Raw genomic sequence first — 15,647 nt, 5'->3', positions numbered from 1 at the left:
GAGTGATCCGCTACGCCGAGGCCGGCGGATACAGCGCACGCGGCAGCTTCGAGGCCGCCGCGGCGTCCAGCAGCCACAGCGTGCGGCTGCGGCCGTAGGCCCCCGCCGCCGGTGCCTGGATCTCCCCGGCCCCGGACAGCGCGATCTCGGCCGCCTCCGCCTTGTCCTCACCCGCGGCCAGAAGCCAGACCTCACGCGCCGCCCGGATGGCGGGCAGCGTGAGCGAGACGCGGGTGGGCGGCGGCTTGGGAGCGCCGTGCACACCGACGACGGTGCGCTCGGTCTCCCGCACCGCGGGCAGCTCCGGGAAGAGCGACGCGACATGCGTGTCCGGCCCGACGCCCAGCATCAGCACGTCGAACGTCGGCACGGGCCCATGGTCCTCCGGCCCCGCCGCGGCGGCGAGTTCCGCCGCGTACCCCGCGGCCGCGGAGTCGGCGTCACCGCCGTACGGTCCGTCGGACGCGGGCATCGCGTGGACCCGGGTGGGGTCCAGCTCCACCTTGTTCAGCAGGGCCTCACGGGCCTGCGTGACATTGCGCTCCGGATCGCCCTCGGGCAGGAACCGCTCGTCGCCCCACCACAGATCGAGCCGCGACCAGTCGACCGCGTCCCGGGCGGGCGAGCCGGCGAGCGCGGCCAGCAGGCCGTTGCCGTTGCGCCCACCGGTGAGGACCACCGAGGCGGAACCACGAGCGGCCTGGGCGTCCACGATCTTCGTGATCAGCCTGGCCGCCGCGGCCTGGGCCATCAGCTCCTTGTCGCGGTGCACGACGAGCTGCGGAGCACTCACTTCGACGCCGCCTTCTTGGCAGCCGCCTTCTTCGCGGCAGGGGCGGCGGAACCCGCGGGCTCCGGCCGCTTCTGCCCCGTACCGACGGACGACGGCTCCGTGGGACCGCCGAGGCGCTCCACGCCGAACTTCACCGTGGACTCGTAGATGTTGTCCGGGTCCAGGCGGCGCAGCTCCTCCGCGAGGAGCTCGGCGGTCTCCCGCCGCTTCAGCGCGACCGCACGGTCCGGCTGGCCGGCCATGGAGAGCGTCGCCAGCGAGCCGTCGGGCCGGTCCAGAACGATCGCGCCGTTCTTGGTCTCCAGCCGTACGGCCGTCAGACCGGGACCGCCGGAGTGGGTGCGCTCCACCGGGACCCCGAGCCGGTCCGCGAGCCACATGGCCAGCAGTTCGCAGCTCGGATTGTCGGACTCGCCCTCGACCGTCGCCGAGACGAGCTGCGCGGGCTGCTGGTCGAGCGCCGCGGCCAGCATCGAGCGCCACGGCGTGATGCGCGTCCAGGCCAGGTCGGTGTCCCCGGGCCGGTACGTCGCCGCGCGCACCGACAGCTCGTCGAGCGGGTGCTCGGCGGAGTACGTGTCGGTGATACGGCGCTGGGCGAGCGCGCCCAGCGGGTCCTTCGCCGGGTCCGCCGGAGCGTCCTCGGGCCACCACACCACGACCGGGGCGTCCGGCAGCAGCAGCGGCAGGACGACCGACTGGGCGTGGTTGGCCAGCTCACCGTGGAGACGCAGCACGACGGTCTCACCCGAGCCCGCGTCGGAACCGACCCGGATCTCGGCGTCGAGCCGCGCGTCGCGCCGGGCACGAGGCGACTTGCTGACCCGCTTGATCACCGCGATGATCCGCGACGGGTGCTCGCGGGACGAGTCGCTCGCCGCCCGGAGCGCGTCGTAGGCGTTCTCCTCGTCGGTGACGATGACGAGGGTGAGCACCATGCCGATGGCGGGCGTGCCGATGGAGCGGCGCGCCGAGACCAGGGACTGGTTGATCTTGCTGGACGTGGTTTCCGTGAGATCGATCTTCATGGCCGGCGCCAGCTCCGTCCGTCGCGTGCGAGCATCTCGTCGGCCTCGGCCGGTCCCCACGTGCCGGCCGCGTACTGGGCGGGCTTGCCGTGCTTGTCCCAGTACTCCTCGATCGGGTCGAGGATGTTCCAGGAGAGCTCGACCTCCTGGTGGCGCGGGAAGAGGTTGGCGTCACCGAGCAGGACATCGAGGATGAGCCGCTCGTACGCCTCCGGGCTGGACTCCGTGAAGGACTCGCCGTAGGCGAAGTCCATCGTGACGTCCCGCACCTCCATGGAGGTGCCGGGCACCTTGGAGCCGAACCGGACCGTGACCCCCTCGTCGGGCTGCACCCGGATGACCAGGGCGTTGCCGCCGAGCTCCTCCGTCGCACCGGACTCGAAGGGGAGGTAGGGGGCGCGCTTGAAGACGACCGCGATCTCGGTGACGCGGCGGCCGAGGCGCTTGCCGGTACGGAGGTAGAACGGCACGCCCGCCCAGCGGCGGTTGTTGATCGTCAGCTTGATCGCGGCGAAGGTGTCGGTCTTCGACTTGGGGTCGATACCGTCCTCCTCCAGATAGCCGAGCGCTTCCTGACCGCCCTGCCAGGCGTGCGCGTACTGCCCGCGCACCGTGTGCTTGCCCAGGTCCTCGGGCAGCTCCACCGCCGTGAGCACCTTCAGCTTCTCGGCGACCAGGGCCTTGGGGTGGAAGGAGCCGGGCTCCTCCATCGCCGTGAGCGCAAGCAGCTGGAGCAGGTGGTTCTGGATGACGTCGCGGGCCGCGCCGATGCCGTCGTAGTAACCGGCCCGGCCGCCGATGCCGATGTCCTCGGCCATCGTGATCTGGATGTGGTCGACGTACGACCTGTTCCAGATCGGCTCCCACATCGTGTTGGCGAAGCGCAGCGCCAGGATGTTCTGGACCGTCTCCTTGCCGAGGTAGTGGTCGATACGGAAGACCTCGTTCGGCGGGAAGACGTCGTGCACGAGCTGGTTCAGCTCCTGCGCGCTCTCCAGGTCGTGACCGAACGGCTTCTCGATGACGGCCCGCCGCCAGCTGCCTTCCTTCTGGTCGGCCAGCCCGTGCTTCTTGAGCTGCTGGACGACCTTGGGGAAGAATTTCGGCGGCACGGAGAGGTAGAAGGCGAAGTTGCCGCCCGTGCCCTGCGCCTTGTCGAGCTCCTCGATCGTCGCCCTGAGGGTCTCGAAGGCGTCGTCGTCGTCGAAGTTGCCCTGGACGAAGCGCATGCCCTGGCTGAGCTGCTGCCAGACCTCTTCGCGGAACGGGGTGCGGGAATGCTCCTTCACGGCGTCATGGACGACCTGGGCGAAGTCTTCGTCCTCCCAGTCGCGGCGCGCGAAGCCGATGAGCGAGAAGCCCGGTGGCAGCAGGCCGCGATTGGCCAGGTCGTAGACGGCGGGCATCAGCTTTTTACGGGACAAATCGCCCGTGACGCCAAAGATCACCAGGCCCGACGGCCCCGCGATACGCGGGAGCCGTCGGTCCTGTGCGTCACGGAGCGGGTTGGCTCCGGGAACACCAGACAAGGTGGTCAGCCCTCCGAAGGAGCGAGGCGCTTGAGCTCGGCCTCGGTGGAGTTGAGCAGGTCGATCCAGGCGGCTTCGAACTTCTCGACGCCCTCGTCCTCCAGCACCTGGACGACGTCGTCGTAGCTGACCCCGAGCTTCTTGATCGCGTCGAGGTCGGCACGGGCCTGGTCGTAACGGCCGGCAACGGTGTTGCCGGAGATCTCGCCATGGTCGGCCACGGCGTCGAGCGTCGCCTCGGGCATGGTGTTGACCGTGTTCGGCGCGACGAGGTCGTCGACGTACAGGGTGTCCTTGAGGGACGGGTCCTTGACACCGGTGGAGGCCCACAGCGGACGCTGCTTGTTGGCGTGCGCCTTGTCGAGGGCGGCCCAGCGGTCGCCCGCGAAGACCTGCTCGTACGCCTCGTAGGCCAGACGGGCGTTGGCGAGGGCGGACTTGCCCTTCGCGGCCTTCGCCTCGTCGCTGCCCACCGCGTCCAGCCGCTTGTCGATCTCGGTGTCCACGCGGGACACGAAGAAGGAGGCGACCGAGTGGATCTTGGAGAGGTCCAGGCCGGCGGCCTTCGCCTTCTCCAGGCCCGCGAGGTAGGCGTCCATGACCTCGCGGTAGCGCTCCAGCGAGAAGATCAGGGTCACGTTGACGCTGATGCCCCGCCCGATGGTCTCCGTGATCGCCGGCAGGCCCGCCTTGGTCGCCGGGATCTTGATGAGCGTGTTCGGCCGGTCCACCAGCCAGGCCAGCTGCTTGGCCTCGGCGACCGTGGCCAGGGTGTTGTGGGCCAGGCGCGGGTCGACCTCGATGGAGACCCGGCCGTCCTGGCCGTCCGTCGCGTCGAAGACCGGACGCAGGATGTCGGCGGCGTCACGGACGTCCGCGGTCGTGATCATGCGGATCGCCTCCTCGACCGTCACCTTGCGGGCGGCGAGGTCGGTGAGCTGCTGGTCGTAACCGTGGCCCTGGGAGATCGCCTTCTGGAAGATCGACGGGTTGGTCGTGACACCCACGACGTGACTCTGGTCGATCAGCTCGGCAAGGTTGCCGGAGGTGATCCGTGTGCGGGACAGGTCGTCGAGCCAGATCGCCACGCCCTCGTCGGAGAGGCGCTTGAGTGCGTCTGTCATGAGAATTGCATCTCCTACTAGTCGTATGTTCGCGTCAGCGCGCGGCGGCGGCGAGAGATTCCCGGGCGGCTTCCGCCACGTGCGCGGCGGTGAAGCCGAACTCGCGGAAGAGGACCTTGGCGTCCGCCGACGCACCGAAGTGCTCCAGCGAGACGATCCGGCCGGCGTCGCCCACGTACCGGTGCCAGGTGAGGCCGATGCCCGCCTCGACGGCGACCCTGGCCTTCACGGACGGCGGCAGCACGCTGTCCTTGTACGCCTGGTCCTGCTCCTCGAACCACTCGACACACGGCATCGAGACCACACGGGTCGGGACACCGGCGGCCTGGAGCTCGTCGCGGGCCTCGACGGCCAGCTGGACCTCGGAGCCGGTGGCGATCAGCACGGCCTGCGCCTCGCCGCCCTCGGCGTCGAAGAGCACGTAGCCGCCCTTGGCGGCGTTCTCGTTCGCCGCGTAGGTGGGCAGGCCCTGGCGCGACAGCGCCAGACCGTGCGGGGCGCTTTTGCCGAAGTCCTTCTTGCCGCGCTTGAGGATCTCGCGCCAGGCGATGGCCGTCTCGTTGGCGTCGGCCGGGCGGACGACGTTCAGGCCCGGGATGGCGCGCAGCGAGGCGATGTGCTCGACCGGCTGGTGGGTCGGGCCGTCCTCGCCGAGGCCGATCGAGTCGTGCGTCCACACGTACGTCACCGGCAGGTGCATCAGCGCGGAGAGGCGCACGGCGTTGCGCATGTAGTCGGAGAACACCAGGAAGGTGCCGCCGTAGATGCGGGTGTTGCCGTGCAGCGCGATGCCGTTCATGGCCGCGGCCATGGAGTGCTCGCGGATGCCGAAGTGGATCGTCCGGCCGTACGGGTCGGCCTCGGGCAGCGGGTTGCCCACCGGGAGGAACGACGACGTCTTGTCGATCGTGGTGTTGTTCGAACCGGCGAGGTCGGCGGAGCCGCCCCACAGTTCGGGGATGACACCGCCGAGCGCCTGCAGGACCTTGCCGGAGGCGGCGCGCGTGGCGACCCCGTGGCCGGCCTCGAAGACCGGGAGGTGCTCCTCCCAGCCCGCGGGCAGCTCGCCGGCGTCGATCCGGTCGAAGTCGGCGGCGCGCTCCGGGTTGGCGGTGCGCCAGGCGGCGAAGGACTTCTCCCACTCGGCCTTGGCCTCGCGGCCGCGGTCCAGCGCCTCACGGGTGTGCGCGATGACCTCGTCGGAGACCTCGAAGGTCTTCTCCGGGTCGAAGCCGAGCACCCGCTTCGTGGCCGCGATCTCGTCCTCGCCGAGCGCCGAGCCGTGCGCGGCCTCGGTGTTCTGGGCGTTCGGGGCGGGCCAGGCGATGATCGAGCGGGCCGCGATGAACGACGGGCGCTCCGTCTCGGCCTTGGCGGCCTGCAGCGCGCGGTACAGACCCTCGGGGTCCAGGTCGCCGCTGGGCGACTGGTCCACGCGCTGGACGTGCCAGCCGTAGGACTCGTAGCGCTTCAGGGTGTCCTCGGAGACCGCGGTCTCCGTGTCGCCCTCGATCGAGATGTGGTTGTCGTCCCACAGCAGCACCAGGTTGCCGAGCTTCTGGTGGCCGGCCAGCGAGGACGCCTCGGCCGAGATGCCCTCCTGGAGGCAGCCGTCACCGGCGATGACCCAGATGGTGTGGTCGAACGGGGAGGTGCCGGGGGCCGCCTGCGGGTCGAAGAGACCGCGCTCGTAGCGGGCGGCCATCGCCATGCCCACGGCGTTGGCGACACCCTGGCCGAGCGGGCCGGTCGTCGTCTCGACACCGGTGGTGTGGCCGTACTCCGGGTGGCCGGGCGTCTTGGAGCCCCAGGTGCGGAAAGCCTTGAGGTCGTCCAGCTCCAGGCCGTATCCGGCGAGGTAGAGCTGGATGTACAGCGTCAGGCTGGAGTGGCCCGCGGACAGTACGAACCGGTCGCGACCGGTCCAGTCCGCGTCCGCCGGGTCGTGGCGCATCACCTTCTGGAAGAGGGTGTACGCGGCAGGAGCGAGGCTCATCGCCGTACCCGGGTGGCCGTTTCCGACCTTCTGTACGGCGTCCGCGGCGAGGACGCGGACGGTGTCCACGGCCCGCTGGTCCAATTCGGTCCACTGGAGGTCTGTGGTGGTCGGCTTGGTGCTCACCCTGAGTCAGGGCTCCTCTCCACTGTTCGTAAACCGGTGGCTGGTTACCGCACCGGGCATTGTCGAGCCTACCCCCGTCGGAAGGCCGTACTTCTGCCCTTTCCACAGTGCGGGCGACCTGCGGAGTTCGCCTCCCGTATGAGCGCCGCCGTTCACTTCTGCGCCACCCCAACACGACCCCACCCCCGCGAAGAGCGGCGTATGCCCAACGTCTACAGTGGTCTGGTTCGCGCAAGTCTTTACCGGGCCTTCACGCCCGGAGCTTGCTGGGATTTCTCTGTCAGGGGTGTGCGTGACGGCCGTCGAGTCCCGACCCGCAGGGGTCGCCTTGACTCCGAGCCCAAGGGGCCATCGCCCGTTCGGGGCCCGCGTCAAGGCATTCGTGGCTCTTACCAAGCCGCGCATCATCGAGCTGCTGTTGATCACCACCGTTCCGGTGATGTTCCTCGCCGCTCAGGGCGTGCCCGATCTTTGGCTCGTTGTGACCACCACCATCGGCGGATATCTCTCCGCGGGCGGTGCCAATGCGCTCAACATGTATATCGACCGCGACATCGACGCGCTGATGGACCGTACGTCCCAGCGCCCGCTGGTCACGGGCATGGTGAGTCCCCGTGAGTGCCTCGCCTTCGGAATCGCCCTCGCGGTGATTTCCACGGTCTGGTTCGGGCTGCTCGTCAACTGGCTGTCCGCGGCCCTCTCGCTCGGCGCACTTCTGTTCTACGTCGTCGTCTACACGATGCTGCTGAAGCGCCGTACGTCGCAGAACATCGTGTGGGGTGGAATCGCGGGCTGCATGCCCGTGCTCATCGGCTGGTCCGCCGTGACCAATTCGATGTCCTGGGCCGCGGTGATCCTTTTCGCCGTCATCTTCTTCTGGACGCCGCCGCACTACTGGCCGCTGTCGATGAAGGTGAAGGAGGACTACGCCCGGGTCGGCGTCCCGATGCTCCCTGTCGTCGCTTCCAACCGCGTGGTGGCCCGCCAGATCGTCGTCTACAGCTGGGTCATGGTCGGGGTCTCGCTGCTGCTCACCCCGCTGGGCTACACCGGCTGGTTCTACACCGCCGTGGCCCTGCTGACCGGTGGTTTCTGGCTCTGGGAGGCGCATGGTCTGCAGAACCGTGCGAAGTCCGGCGTGACGGGCGCCAAGCTCAAGGAGATGCGGCTGTTCCACTGGTCCATCACCTATGTCTCGCTCCTCTTCGTCGCCGTCGCGGTGGACCCCTTCCTGAGGTAGCCCGCGCCGAAGACCTGCCGACGGGCGGGGGACGTGGCCGATGCCACGCCCCCCGCCCGTCGCCAGTTGATCTACCCGTCGGTAGCATCCTGTCCATGGCAGAGACGGCAGAGCCTCAGAACCGGCAGACGGACGACAGCAAGCACGCGGCCCGCGCGGAGCGCAGGGCTGCGAAGCTCGCCAAGCAGATCGGCGCCTTCGCCAAGGCGCACGGCGGCGCAGAGGGGCAGCTCGCCTACCTCGGCCAGATGGGCACCCGCATCGTGCTGGTCGGCGAGGACGGTGGCTGGGGCGACCTGGTCGCGCCCTCCTACGCCGTCGCCGAGAGCGCCACGCTGAAGGCGGGCATCACGGTCCACGAGGACTTCGACGGCGAGTTCGCGGCCAAGGTCCGCACGGGCCCGTACGAGTGGTCCCGCATGGCGGGCATCCAGGTCGGCGGCCCGTCCAACGACAAGGCCTAAGGCTTCTCGGGTTCGGCCGGCCGCGAGGCCGGCCCGAACTCCGCGCCCTGATCGCGGGCCCACGCCTCCCAGCCGTCCGCGTCGGTGGGGGTGGAGTAGTCGTCCGGGGAGTCGGTGTCCTTCGCGCGTACGAGGACGCCCGTGCACCCGGAACAGTGCCGGATCGCCGAGCCCGACCGGCCGCTGCCCGCAGGCGCGTACGCGCGCTCCGCGAACGCCGCGGCCTCCTCACGGGCCCTGAGCCGTGCCCGCACCCGTCGGCGTGCCAGGAGCACCAGGACGGGGACGAGGAGAAGTTCGAGCACGACCAGCTTCCAGGAGAAGTCGGCCACCAGCAGCAGCACCCCGGCCACCGGTATCAGCAGGGGCGCGTGGGTGGGTACCGCGGGGAGCTCGTCGCGGCGCAGGGGCTGGGCGCGGTCCTTGAAGGCCCCTACGTCGTAGCTCTTCTCGTAGAAACAGGCCATGCGGTGTTCCCCGGAGCACGAGCCCATCGCCCCACCTTCCCCCGGACGGACGCGCGGTCGTCGACCGGGACCATGGTGGAGGGCGGGGGCGGCACCCGTCCAGAGGACGGACGCACCGTGTCCGAAACGCCGGGTGGAACGTGCCGGGGAGGCGTTCTTGCTCAGCGCGCGGCGGCGTGCTCCGGCAGCTCTCCGGCAGCCGCGGGCGCGGGAATGCCGGCGTCGGCCACCGGGCGCTCGCGAAGCGACAGCAGCAGACGCAGCACCGCGATCCACAGCAGCGCCGAGCCGAACATGTGGAGGCCGACCAGGAGCTCGGGCACGTCGTTGAAGTACTGGACGTATCCGATGCCGCCCTGCGCCACCAGCACGATCAGCAGGTCCCGGGCGCGTGCCCGGGTGTCCGCGGGGGCGTCGACGACGCGCAGGACGAACCACATCGCGAGGGCCAGCGCGCAGACGGCCCAGGCGGCGATGGCGTGGATGTGCGCGGCCGCGCTCCAGTCCCACGGCATGCGCGGTACGTCGCTGCTGTCACCGGCGTGCTTGCCGGAGCCGGTCACGGTGGTGCCGAGCACGATCAGGACGACCGTGGTGGCGACGATGGCCCAGGACAGCTGCCGCACCGGGCGCGGGGCGCGCGGACGCCGGGCGCCGTCGCCCTCGCCGATCCTCACCCAGGTGATCACGGCCACCGTGAGCAGGCAGTTGGCGAGCAGGAAGTGCCCGGCCACCGACCACGGGTTGAGACCCGCCCAGACGGTGATCCCACCGATCACGGCGTTCCCCATCACCAGCCAGAACTGCGACCACGCCAGTCGGGTGAGACCGCGCCGGCGGGGCTTCAGCGAGCGCGCCGCGATGATCGCCCAGCCGACCGCGGCCGACAGGACGTAGGTGAGCATCCGGTTGCCGAACTCGATGGCGCCGTGCAGGCCCTGCTCGGGTGTCGCGAAGAGGCTGTCGTCGGTGCACTTGGGCCAGGTGTCGCAGCCCAGGCCGGAACCGGTCAGCCGGACCGCGCCGCCGGTGATGATGATGAAGACGCTCATCACCACCGCGGAAAGAGCGGCGCGCTTGGCCGTCCTCACCGACGGTGTCCAGCGCTTGGCGATGTAGGAGATGGGGGTTTCCACGCGCCCTATCGTAGGGAACGGCTTGTGCATGTTTTCACGAGGGGTGGGCATGACCGGCTGAGCCCGGACATACCGGCGGGCACCGGCCGCTCACTCCCAGCGGAAGAACCTGGCCGCCGCGCCCAGCCCCACGACCGCCCAGACGGCCAGGACCGCTGCGTCGCCCCAGGGCATCGCCGTGCCGTGCTGGAGGACGTCCCTGAGCCCGTCGGAGAGCGCCGAGATCGGCAGCAGGCCCAGCGCCGACCGCGCCGCGTCGGGGAACTTGTCCAGCGGCACGATGACCCCGCCGCCGACCAGCAGCAGCAGGAAGACCAGGTTGGCCGCCGCCAGCGTCGCCTCGGCCTTCAGCGTCCCCGCCATCAGAAGCCCGAGCCCGGAGAAGGCCACGGTGCCCAGTGCGAGGAGCAGCAGCACGGCGAACGGACTGCCCTCGGGCGACCAGCCCAGAGCGAAGGCGATCACCGTCAGCAGGACGATCTGCAGCACCTCCGTGACCAGCACCGAGATGGTCTTCGCCGTCATCAGGCCCCAGCGGGGCAGGGGTGAGGCGCCCAGCCGCTTGAGCACCCCGTAACGGCGTTCGAATCCTGTCGCGATGGCCTGGCCCGTGAACGCCGTGGACATCACCGCGAGCGCGAGGACGCCGGGCGCCAGGAAGTCGACCGGCTCACCCGTGCCCGTGTCGACGATGTCGACCGCACTGAACAGCACGAGCAGCAGCGTGGGGATGACCACGGTGAGCAGTAGCTGCTCGCCGTTGCGCAGGAGCATCCGCGTCTCCAGCGCGGCCTGCGCGGCGATCATGCGCGGCAGCGGGGCGGCGCCGGGGCGCGGGGTGTACGTACCGGCGCTCATGCGCGCAGCTCCTTGCCGGTCAGTTCGAGGAAGACGTCCTCGAGGGTGTGCCGCTCCACCGCGATGCCGTCCGGCATCACACCGTGCTGGGCGCACCAGGAGGTGACGGTCGCCAGCAGCTCCGGGTCGATCCGGCCGGTGATGCGGTAGGCGCCCGTGGTGAGCTCGGCCGCCTCGCTGCCGTCGGGCAGCGCCTTCAGCAGCGAGTCGAGGTCCAGGCCGGGGCGGCCGGTGAAGCGCAGGGTGTTCTCGGCGCCGCCGCGGCACAGCTGCTCCGGGCTGCCCTGGGCGATGACCCGGCCCGCGTCGATGACGGCGACGTCGTCGGCGAGCTGCTCGGCCTCGTCCATGAAGTGGGTGGTGAGGACGACAGACACCCCGTCGGTGCGCAGCTCCCGGACCAGGTCCCAGGTCGAGCGGCGGGCCTGCGGGTCGAGACCCGCCGTCGGCTCGTCCAGGAAGACCAGCTCGGGGCGGCCGACGACGGCCATGGCCAGCGCGAGGCGCTGCTGCTGGCCGCCGGAGAGCCGGCGGTAGGTGGTCCGGCCGCAGCCGCCGAGCCCGAGGCGTTCGACGAGGGCGTCGACGTCCAGCGGATGCGCGTGCAGTTTCGCCATGTGGCGCAGCATCTCGTCGGCGCGGGCGCCCGAGTAGACGCCGCCGGACTGCAGCATCACGCCGATTCGGGGGCGGAGCGCCGCGGCGTCCGCGACCGGGTCGAGGCCGAGGACCCGTACGGTCCCCTCGTCCGGACGGCGGTAGCCCTCGCAGGTCTCGATCGTGGTGGTCTTGCCGGCGCCGTTGGGGCCGAGGACCGCGGTCACGGCGCCCGCCGCGACCTTCAGATCGAGGCCGTCGACCGCTGCTCTGGTGCCGTACCGCTTGACGAGGCCCCTGGCCTGTACGACGGGCTCACTGCTCATGGCGCGCAAGTCTAGGCTGGCAGGTGAGGGGTCCGGCGCGCCGGGTTCCCCCAGGTCCCGGGAGCCTTTCCGGCGGTCCGGCCACCGGCCGGTCCGGGCGGCCCCCACCTGCGACGGCCTGCTGTGATCGTCTGTTTCCGCAGGTCAACTTAGGTCTGCCTAAGTGATGAAGGGCACCGCCCCCGGCCGGGAGGTGGGTTGTCAGGCCCGAAGGAATTACGCAACAATGGCGTTGTGAAATACGTTGGCGAGGCTCCTCAGGAGGAACTCGCGACCGGTGAGCGCTCGACGCGCAACCGGGTCGCGCGCTCCATCCTGGACCACGGCCCGTCCACCGTCGCCGATCTGGCGAAGCGCGTCGGTCTGACCCAGGCCGCCGTCCGTCGCCACCTGGACGCACTCGTCTCCGACGATGTGGTCGAGGCCCGCGAACAGCGGGTCTACGGAGCGCGGACCCGCGGCCGTCCGGCCAAGGTCTTCGCGCTCACCGACTGCGGCCGGGACGCGTTCGACCAGTCCTACGACAAGCTCGCCGCCGACGCTCTGGGCTGGATCGCCGAAACGGCGGGGGACGAGGCGCTCGTCGCCTTCGCCCGCGCCAGGATGGCCTCCCAGTCCGAGAAGTACCGGGCCGTGATCGAGGCCGCGGGCCCCGAGGCCCGCACCGAGGCCTTGGCCAAGGCCTTGTCGGCCGACGGGTACGCTGCTACGGCGCGCAGCGCGCCGGGCCGTCAGCAGGGCGAGCAACTGTGCCAGCACCACTGCCCGGTCGCGCACGTAGCCGAGCAGTTCCCGCAGCTGTGCGAGGCGGAGACGGAATTCTTCTCCAGTCTGCTCGGGACCCATGTGCAGCGTCTCGCCACCCTCGCCCACGGCGACGGTGTGTGCACGACGTTCGTTCCGCGCAGCAGCCCCGCAGCGCCACAGGCTTCACAGACCACTCATTCAGCATCCGCAAGTACGGCCGGGAGGAACCCCGCATGACGCTCCCTACGGAGACTGCCCACCCTGAGCTCGATGGCCTGGGCACGTACGAATTCGGCTGGGCCGACTCCGACGCGGCAGGCGCGGCGGCGAAGCGCGGCCTGTCCGAAGCTGTCGTCCGCGACATCTCGGAGAAGAAGAACGAACCGGAGTGGATGCTCAAGCTCCGGCTCAAGGGCCTGAAGCTGTTCGACAAGAAGCCCATGCCGAACTGGGGCTCGGACCTGTCGGGCATCGACTTCGACAACATCAAGTACTTCGTGCGGTCCACGGAGAAGCAGGCGGAGTCCTGGGAGGACCTGCCCGAGGACATCAAGAACACGTACGACAAGCTCGGCATCCCGGAGGCGGAGAAGCAGCGCCTGGTCGCCGGTGTCGCCGCGCAGTACGAGTCCGAGGTGGTCTACCACCAGATCAACGAGGAGCTCGAGTCGCAGGGTGTCATCTTCATGGACACCGACACCGCGCTCAAGGAGCACCCGGAGCTCTTCAAGGAGTACTTCGGCACCGTCATCCCCGTCGGTGACAACAAGTTCGCCTCGCTGAACTCCGCCGTGTGGTCCGGTGGCTCCTTCATCTACGTGCCGAAGGGCGTGCACGTCGAGATCCCGCTCCAGGCCTACTTCCGTATCAACACGGAGAACATGGGCCAGTTCGAGCGGACGCTGATCATCGTCGACGAGGACGCCTACGTCCACTACGTCGAGGGCTGCACCGCGCCGATCTACTCCTCGGACTCGCTGCACTCCGCGGTCGTCGAGATCATCGTGAAGAAGGGCGGCCGCTGCCGCTACACGACCATCCAGAACTGGTCGAACAACGTCTACAACCTGGTCACCAAGCGCGCCGTGGCGTACGAGGGCGCGACCATGGAGTGGGTCGACGGCAACATCGGCTCCAAGGTCACCATGAAGTACCCGGCCGTCTACCTGATGGGCGAGCACGCCAAGGGCGAGACCCTGTCCATCGCCTTCGCGGGCGAGGGCCAGCACCAGGACGCCGGCGCCAAGATGGTCCACATGGCTCCGAACACCTCCTCCAACATCGTCTCCAAGTCGGTGGCGCGAGGCGGTGGCCGCACCTCCTACCGCGGTCTCATCGAGATCGGCGAGGGTGCGCCGGGCGCCAAGTCCAACGTGCTGTGCGACGCGCTGCTCGTGGACACCATCTCCCGCTCCGACACCTACCCGTACGTCGACGTCCGCGAGGACGACGTGTCGATGGGTCACGAGGCGACCGTCTCCAAGGTCTCCGAGGACCAGCTCTTCTACCTGATGAGCCGCGGCATGACCGAGTTCGAGGCCATGGCGATGATCGTGCGCGGCTTCGTCGAGCCGATCGCCAAGGAGCTTCCCATGGAGTACGCCCTGGAGCTCAACCGGCTGATCGAGCTGCAGATGGAGGGTTCGGTCGGCTAGTACGCCCGCCGACCGCGTCCCGAAGAGTTCTTGACTGAGAAAGCGAGCACTACGACAGCCATGGCTGAGGCTCAGAACATCCCGGCCGGTTCGACGACCGCCGGTTCCATCGCGGTGGCGGCCGAGTCCACCGTCGCCACGCGCATGAGCGCGCCCCCGTCCTTCGACGTCGCGGACTTCCCGGTCCCGCACGGCCGCGAGGAGGAGTGGCGGTTCACGCCGCTGGAGCGGCTGCGCGGCCTGCACGACGGCACCGCCGTCGCCACCGGTGACGGTGTCAAGGTCGTCGTCGAGGCGCCCTCGGGCGTCACGGTCGAGACCGTCGGCCGCGACGACGCGCGGCTCGGCAAGGCCGGGACGCCGGTGGACCGGGTCGCCGCCCAGGCGTACTCGTCCTTCCAGCACGCCTCGGTCGTCACGGTCGCCAAGGAGGCCGTGCTCAGCGAGCCGGTCCGGATCACCGTGCACGGCGAGGGCGGCGTGGCCTACGGCCACCAGGTCATCGAGCTGGGCGCCTTCGCGGAGGCCGTCGTCGTCATCGACCACACCGGTGACGCGGTGCTCGCCGCCAACGTCGAATACGTCCTGGGTGACGGTGCGAAGCTGACCGTCGTCTCCGTCCAGGACTGGGACGAGAAGGCCGTCCACGTCGGCCAGCACAACACGCTGGTCGGCCGCGACGCCTCCTTCAAGTCGATCATCGTGACGTTCGGAGGTGACCTGGTCCGCCTTCACCCGCGGGTCGCCTACGCCGCCCCCGGCGGCGAGGCCGAGCTCTTCGGTCTGTACTTCACCGACAAGGGCCAGCACCAGGAGCACCGCCTCCTTGTCGACCACAACGCCCCGCACTGCAAGTCCAACGTGGCCTACAAGGGCGCGCTGCAGGGCGATGGCGCACACGCCGTATGGATCGGTGACGTGCTCATCCAGGCCGCGGCCGAGGGCACCGACACCTACGAGATGAACCGCAACCTGGTTCTCACCGACGGTGCCCGTGTCGACTCCGTACCGAACCTGGAGATCGAGACCGGCGAGATCGTCGGCGCCGGCCACGCCTCGGCGACCGGCCGCTTCGACGACGAGCAGCTGTTCTACCTGCAGTCCCGCGGTATCCCGGCCGAGGAGGCCCGCCGACTCGTCGTGCGCGGCTTCTTCGCCGAGCTGGTCCAGCAGATCGGTCTGCCCGACGTCGAAGCCCGTCTCCTCGACAAGATCGAGACCGAGCTGAAGGCGTCGGTCTGATGGCCTTCGTCAAAGCCTGTGCGCTGAGCGAGCTGGAGGACGACACCCCGAAGAGGGTGGAGCTCGACGGCACGCCGGTCTCCGTCGTCCGCACCGAGGGCGAGGTGTTCGCGATCAACGACATCTGCTCGCACGCGAACGTCTCGCTGTCGGAGGGCGAGGTGGAGGACTGCTCGATCGAGTGCTGGCTGCACGGATCGAGCTTCGACCTCCGCACCGGCAAGCCGTCCGGTCTTCCCGCGACGCGCCCCGTCCCCGTATACCCCGTAAAGATCGAAGGGGACGATGTGCTCGTCTCCGTCACCCAGGAGTCCTGAGT

General features: G+C 69.7%; 15 protein-coding genes. 6 read left to right on the top strand and 9 right to left on the bottom strand.

Annotation, left to right across the window (positions count from 1 at the left end; genetic code table 11):
* Positions 1-10: 10 nt before the first annotated feature.
* Genes pgl through tkt form a run of 5 tightly spaced genes read right to left on the bottom strand, consistent with a single transcriptional unit; the run spans position 11 to position 6,596 of the window.
* The gene (gene pgl / locus ACIBCU_RS00805; protein ID WP_399228304.1) at positions 11-793 is read right to left on the bottom strand and encodes a 6-phosphogluconolactonase; all 783 of its coding nucleotides are present in this window, start codon (positions 791-793) and stop codon (positions 11-13) included.
* Positions 790-1,821 carry a glucose-6-phosphate dehydrogenase assembly protein OpcA gene (opcA, locus tag ACIBCU_RS00800; protein ID WP_362934678.1) on the bottom strand — a complete coding sequence of 344 codons (1,032 nt, stop codon included), beginning with the start codon at positions 1,819-1,821 and terminating at the stop codon, positions 790-792. The genes pgl and opcA overlap by 4 nt, the downstream gene beginning before the upstream one ends.
* The gene (gene zwf, locus ACIBCU_RS00795) at positions 1,818-3,350 is read right to left on the bottom strand and encodes a glucose-6-phosphate dehydrogenase (RefSeq protein WP_362934675.1); all 1,533 of its coding nucleotides are present in this window, start codon (positions 3,348-3,350) and stop codon (positions 1,818-1,820) included. The genes opcA and zwf overlap by 4 nt, the downstream gene beginning before the upstream one ends.
* Positions 3,351-3,355: 5 nt before the next feature.
* Entirely contained in the window at positions 3,356-4,474 is a 1,119-nt protein-coding gene (gene tal / locus ACIBCU_RS00790) for a transaldolase (protein ID WP_362934672.1), read from the bottom strand.
* 34 nt (positions 4,475-4,508) lie between these two features.
* Positions 4,509-6,596, bottom strand: a complete 2,088-nt coding sequence (gene tkt / locus ACIBCU_RS00785; RefSeq protein ID WP_362934669.1) for a transketolase — start codon at positions 6,594-6,596, stop codon at positions 4,509-4,511.
* 286 nt (positions 6,597-6,882) lie between these two features.
* On the opposite strand from tkt, the gene ACIBCU_RS00780 reads away from it, so the two are divergent.
* Positions 6,883-7,836, top strand: a complete 954-nt coding sequence (locus ACIBCU_RS00780) for a heme o synthase (RefSeq protein WP_362934666.1) — start codon at positions 6,883-6,885, stop codon at positions 7,834-7,836.
* Between the two features lie 95 nt (positions 7,837-7,931).
* Positions 7,932-8,300 carry a hypothetical protein gene (locus ACIBCU_RS00775; RefSeq protein WP_362934663.1) on the top strand — a complete coding sequence of 123 codons (369 nt, stop codon included), beginning with the start codon at positions 7,932-7,934 and terminating at the stop codon, positions 8,298-8,300.
* On the opposite strand, the gene ACIBCU_RS00770 is transcribed toward ACIBCU_RS00775, so the two are convergent.
* The 4 genes from ACIBCU_RS00770 to ACIBCU_RS00755 all read right to left on the bottom strand — a co-directional run bounded on the left by ACIBCU_RS00770 (position 8,297) and on the right by ACIBCU_RS00755 (position 11,684).
* The gene (locus ACIBCU_RS00770) at positions 8,297-8,767 is read right to left on the bottom strand and encodes a hypothetical protein (protein WP_399228300.1); all 471 of its coding nucleotides are present in this window, start codon (positions 8,765-8,767) and stop codon (positions 8,297-8,299) included. The genes ACIBCU_RS00775 and ACIBCU_RS00770 overlap by 4 nt on opposite strands.
* Before the next feature lie 161 nt (positions 8,768-8,928).
* Complete coding sequence (locus ACIBCU_RS00765) at positions 8,929-9,912, bottom strand: COX15/CtaA family protein (protein ID WP_362934742.1); 984 nt, start codon at positions 9,910-9,912, stop codon at positions 8,929-8,931.
* Between the two features lie 81 nt (positions 9,913-9,993).
* Positions 9,994-10,761, bottom strand: a complete 768-nt coding sequence (locus tag ACIBCU_RS00760) for an ABC transporter permease (protein WP_399228297.1) — start codon at positions 10,759-10,761, stop codon at positions 9,994-9,996.
* Positions 10,758-11,684: an ABC transporter ATP-binding protein gene (locus ACIBCU_RS00755; RefSeq protein ID WP_362934654.1), complete on the bottom strand. Its 927-nt coding sequence runs from the start codon at positions 11,682-11,684 to the stop codon at positions 10,758-10,760. The genes ACIBCU_RS00760 and ACIBCU_RS00755 overlap by 4 nt, the downstream gene beginning before the upstream one ends.
* Before the next feature lie 234 nt (positions 11,685-11,918).
* On the opposite strand from ACIBCU_RS00755, the gene ACIBCU_RS00750 reads away from it, so the two are divergent.
* The 4 genes from ACIBCU_RS00750 to ACIBCU_RS00735 are packed head-to-tail and all read left to right on the top strand — an operon-like array spanning position 11,919 to position 15,645.
* The gene (locus ACIBCU_RS00750) at positions 11,919-12,668 is read left to right on the top strand and encodes a metalloregulator ArsR/SmtB family transcription factor (protein ID WP_362934651.1); all 750 of its coding nucleotides are present in this window, start codon (positions 11,919-11,921) and stop codon (positions 12,666-12,668) included.
* The gene (gene sufB / locus ACIBCU_RS00745; protein ID WP_351327858.1) at positions 12,665-14,086 is read left to right on the top strand and encodes a Fe-S cluster assembly protein SufB; all 1,422 of its coding nucleotides are present in this window, start codon (positions 12,665-12,667) and stop codon (positions 14,084-14,086) included. The genes ACIBCU_RS00750 and sufB overlap by 4 nt, the downstream gene beginning before the upstream one ends.
* Before the next feature lie 60 nt (positions 14,087-14,146).
* Complete coding sequence (gene sufD, locus ACIBCU_RS00740; protein ID WP_362934648.1) at positions 14,147-15,328, top strand: Fe-S cluster assembly protein SufD; 1,182 nt, start codon at positions 14,147-14,149, stop codon at positions 15,326-15,328.
* The gene (locus ACIBCU_RS00735) at positions 15,328-15,645 is read left to right on the top strand and encodes a bifunctional 3-phenylpropionate/cinnamic acid dioxygenase ferredoxin subunit (protein ID WP_018555702.1); all 318 of its coding nucleotides are present in this window, start codon (positions 15,328-15,330) and stop codon (positions 15,643-15,645) included. Before sufD ends, ACIBCU_RS00735 begins: the two co-directional genes overlap by 1 nt.
* Positions 15,646-15,647 lie beyond the last annotated feature (2 nt).

It is taken from the genome of Streptomyces sp. NPDC051064 (genome assembly GCF_044455985.1).
Classification (GTDB): domain Bacteria; phylum Actinomycetota; class Actinomycetes; order Streptomycetales; family Streptomycetaceae; genus Streptomyces.
This window is presented reverse-complemented; position numbering and strand designations above follow the sequence as displayed.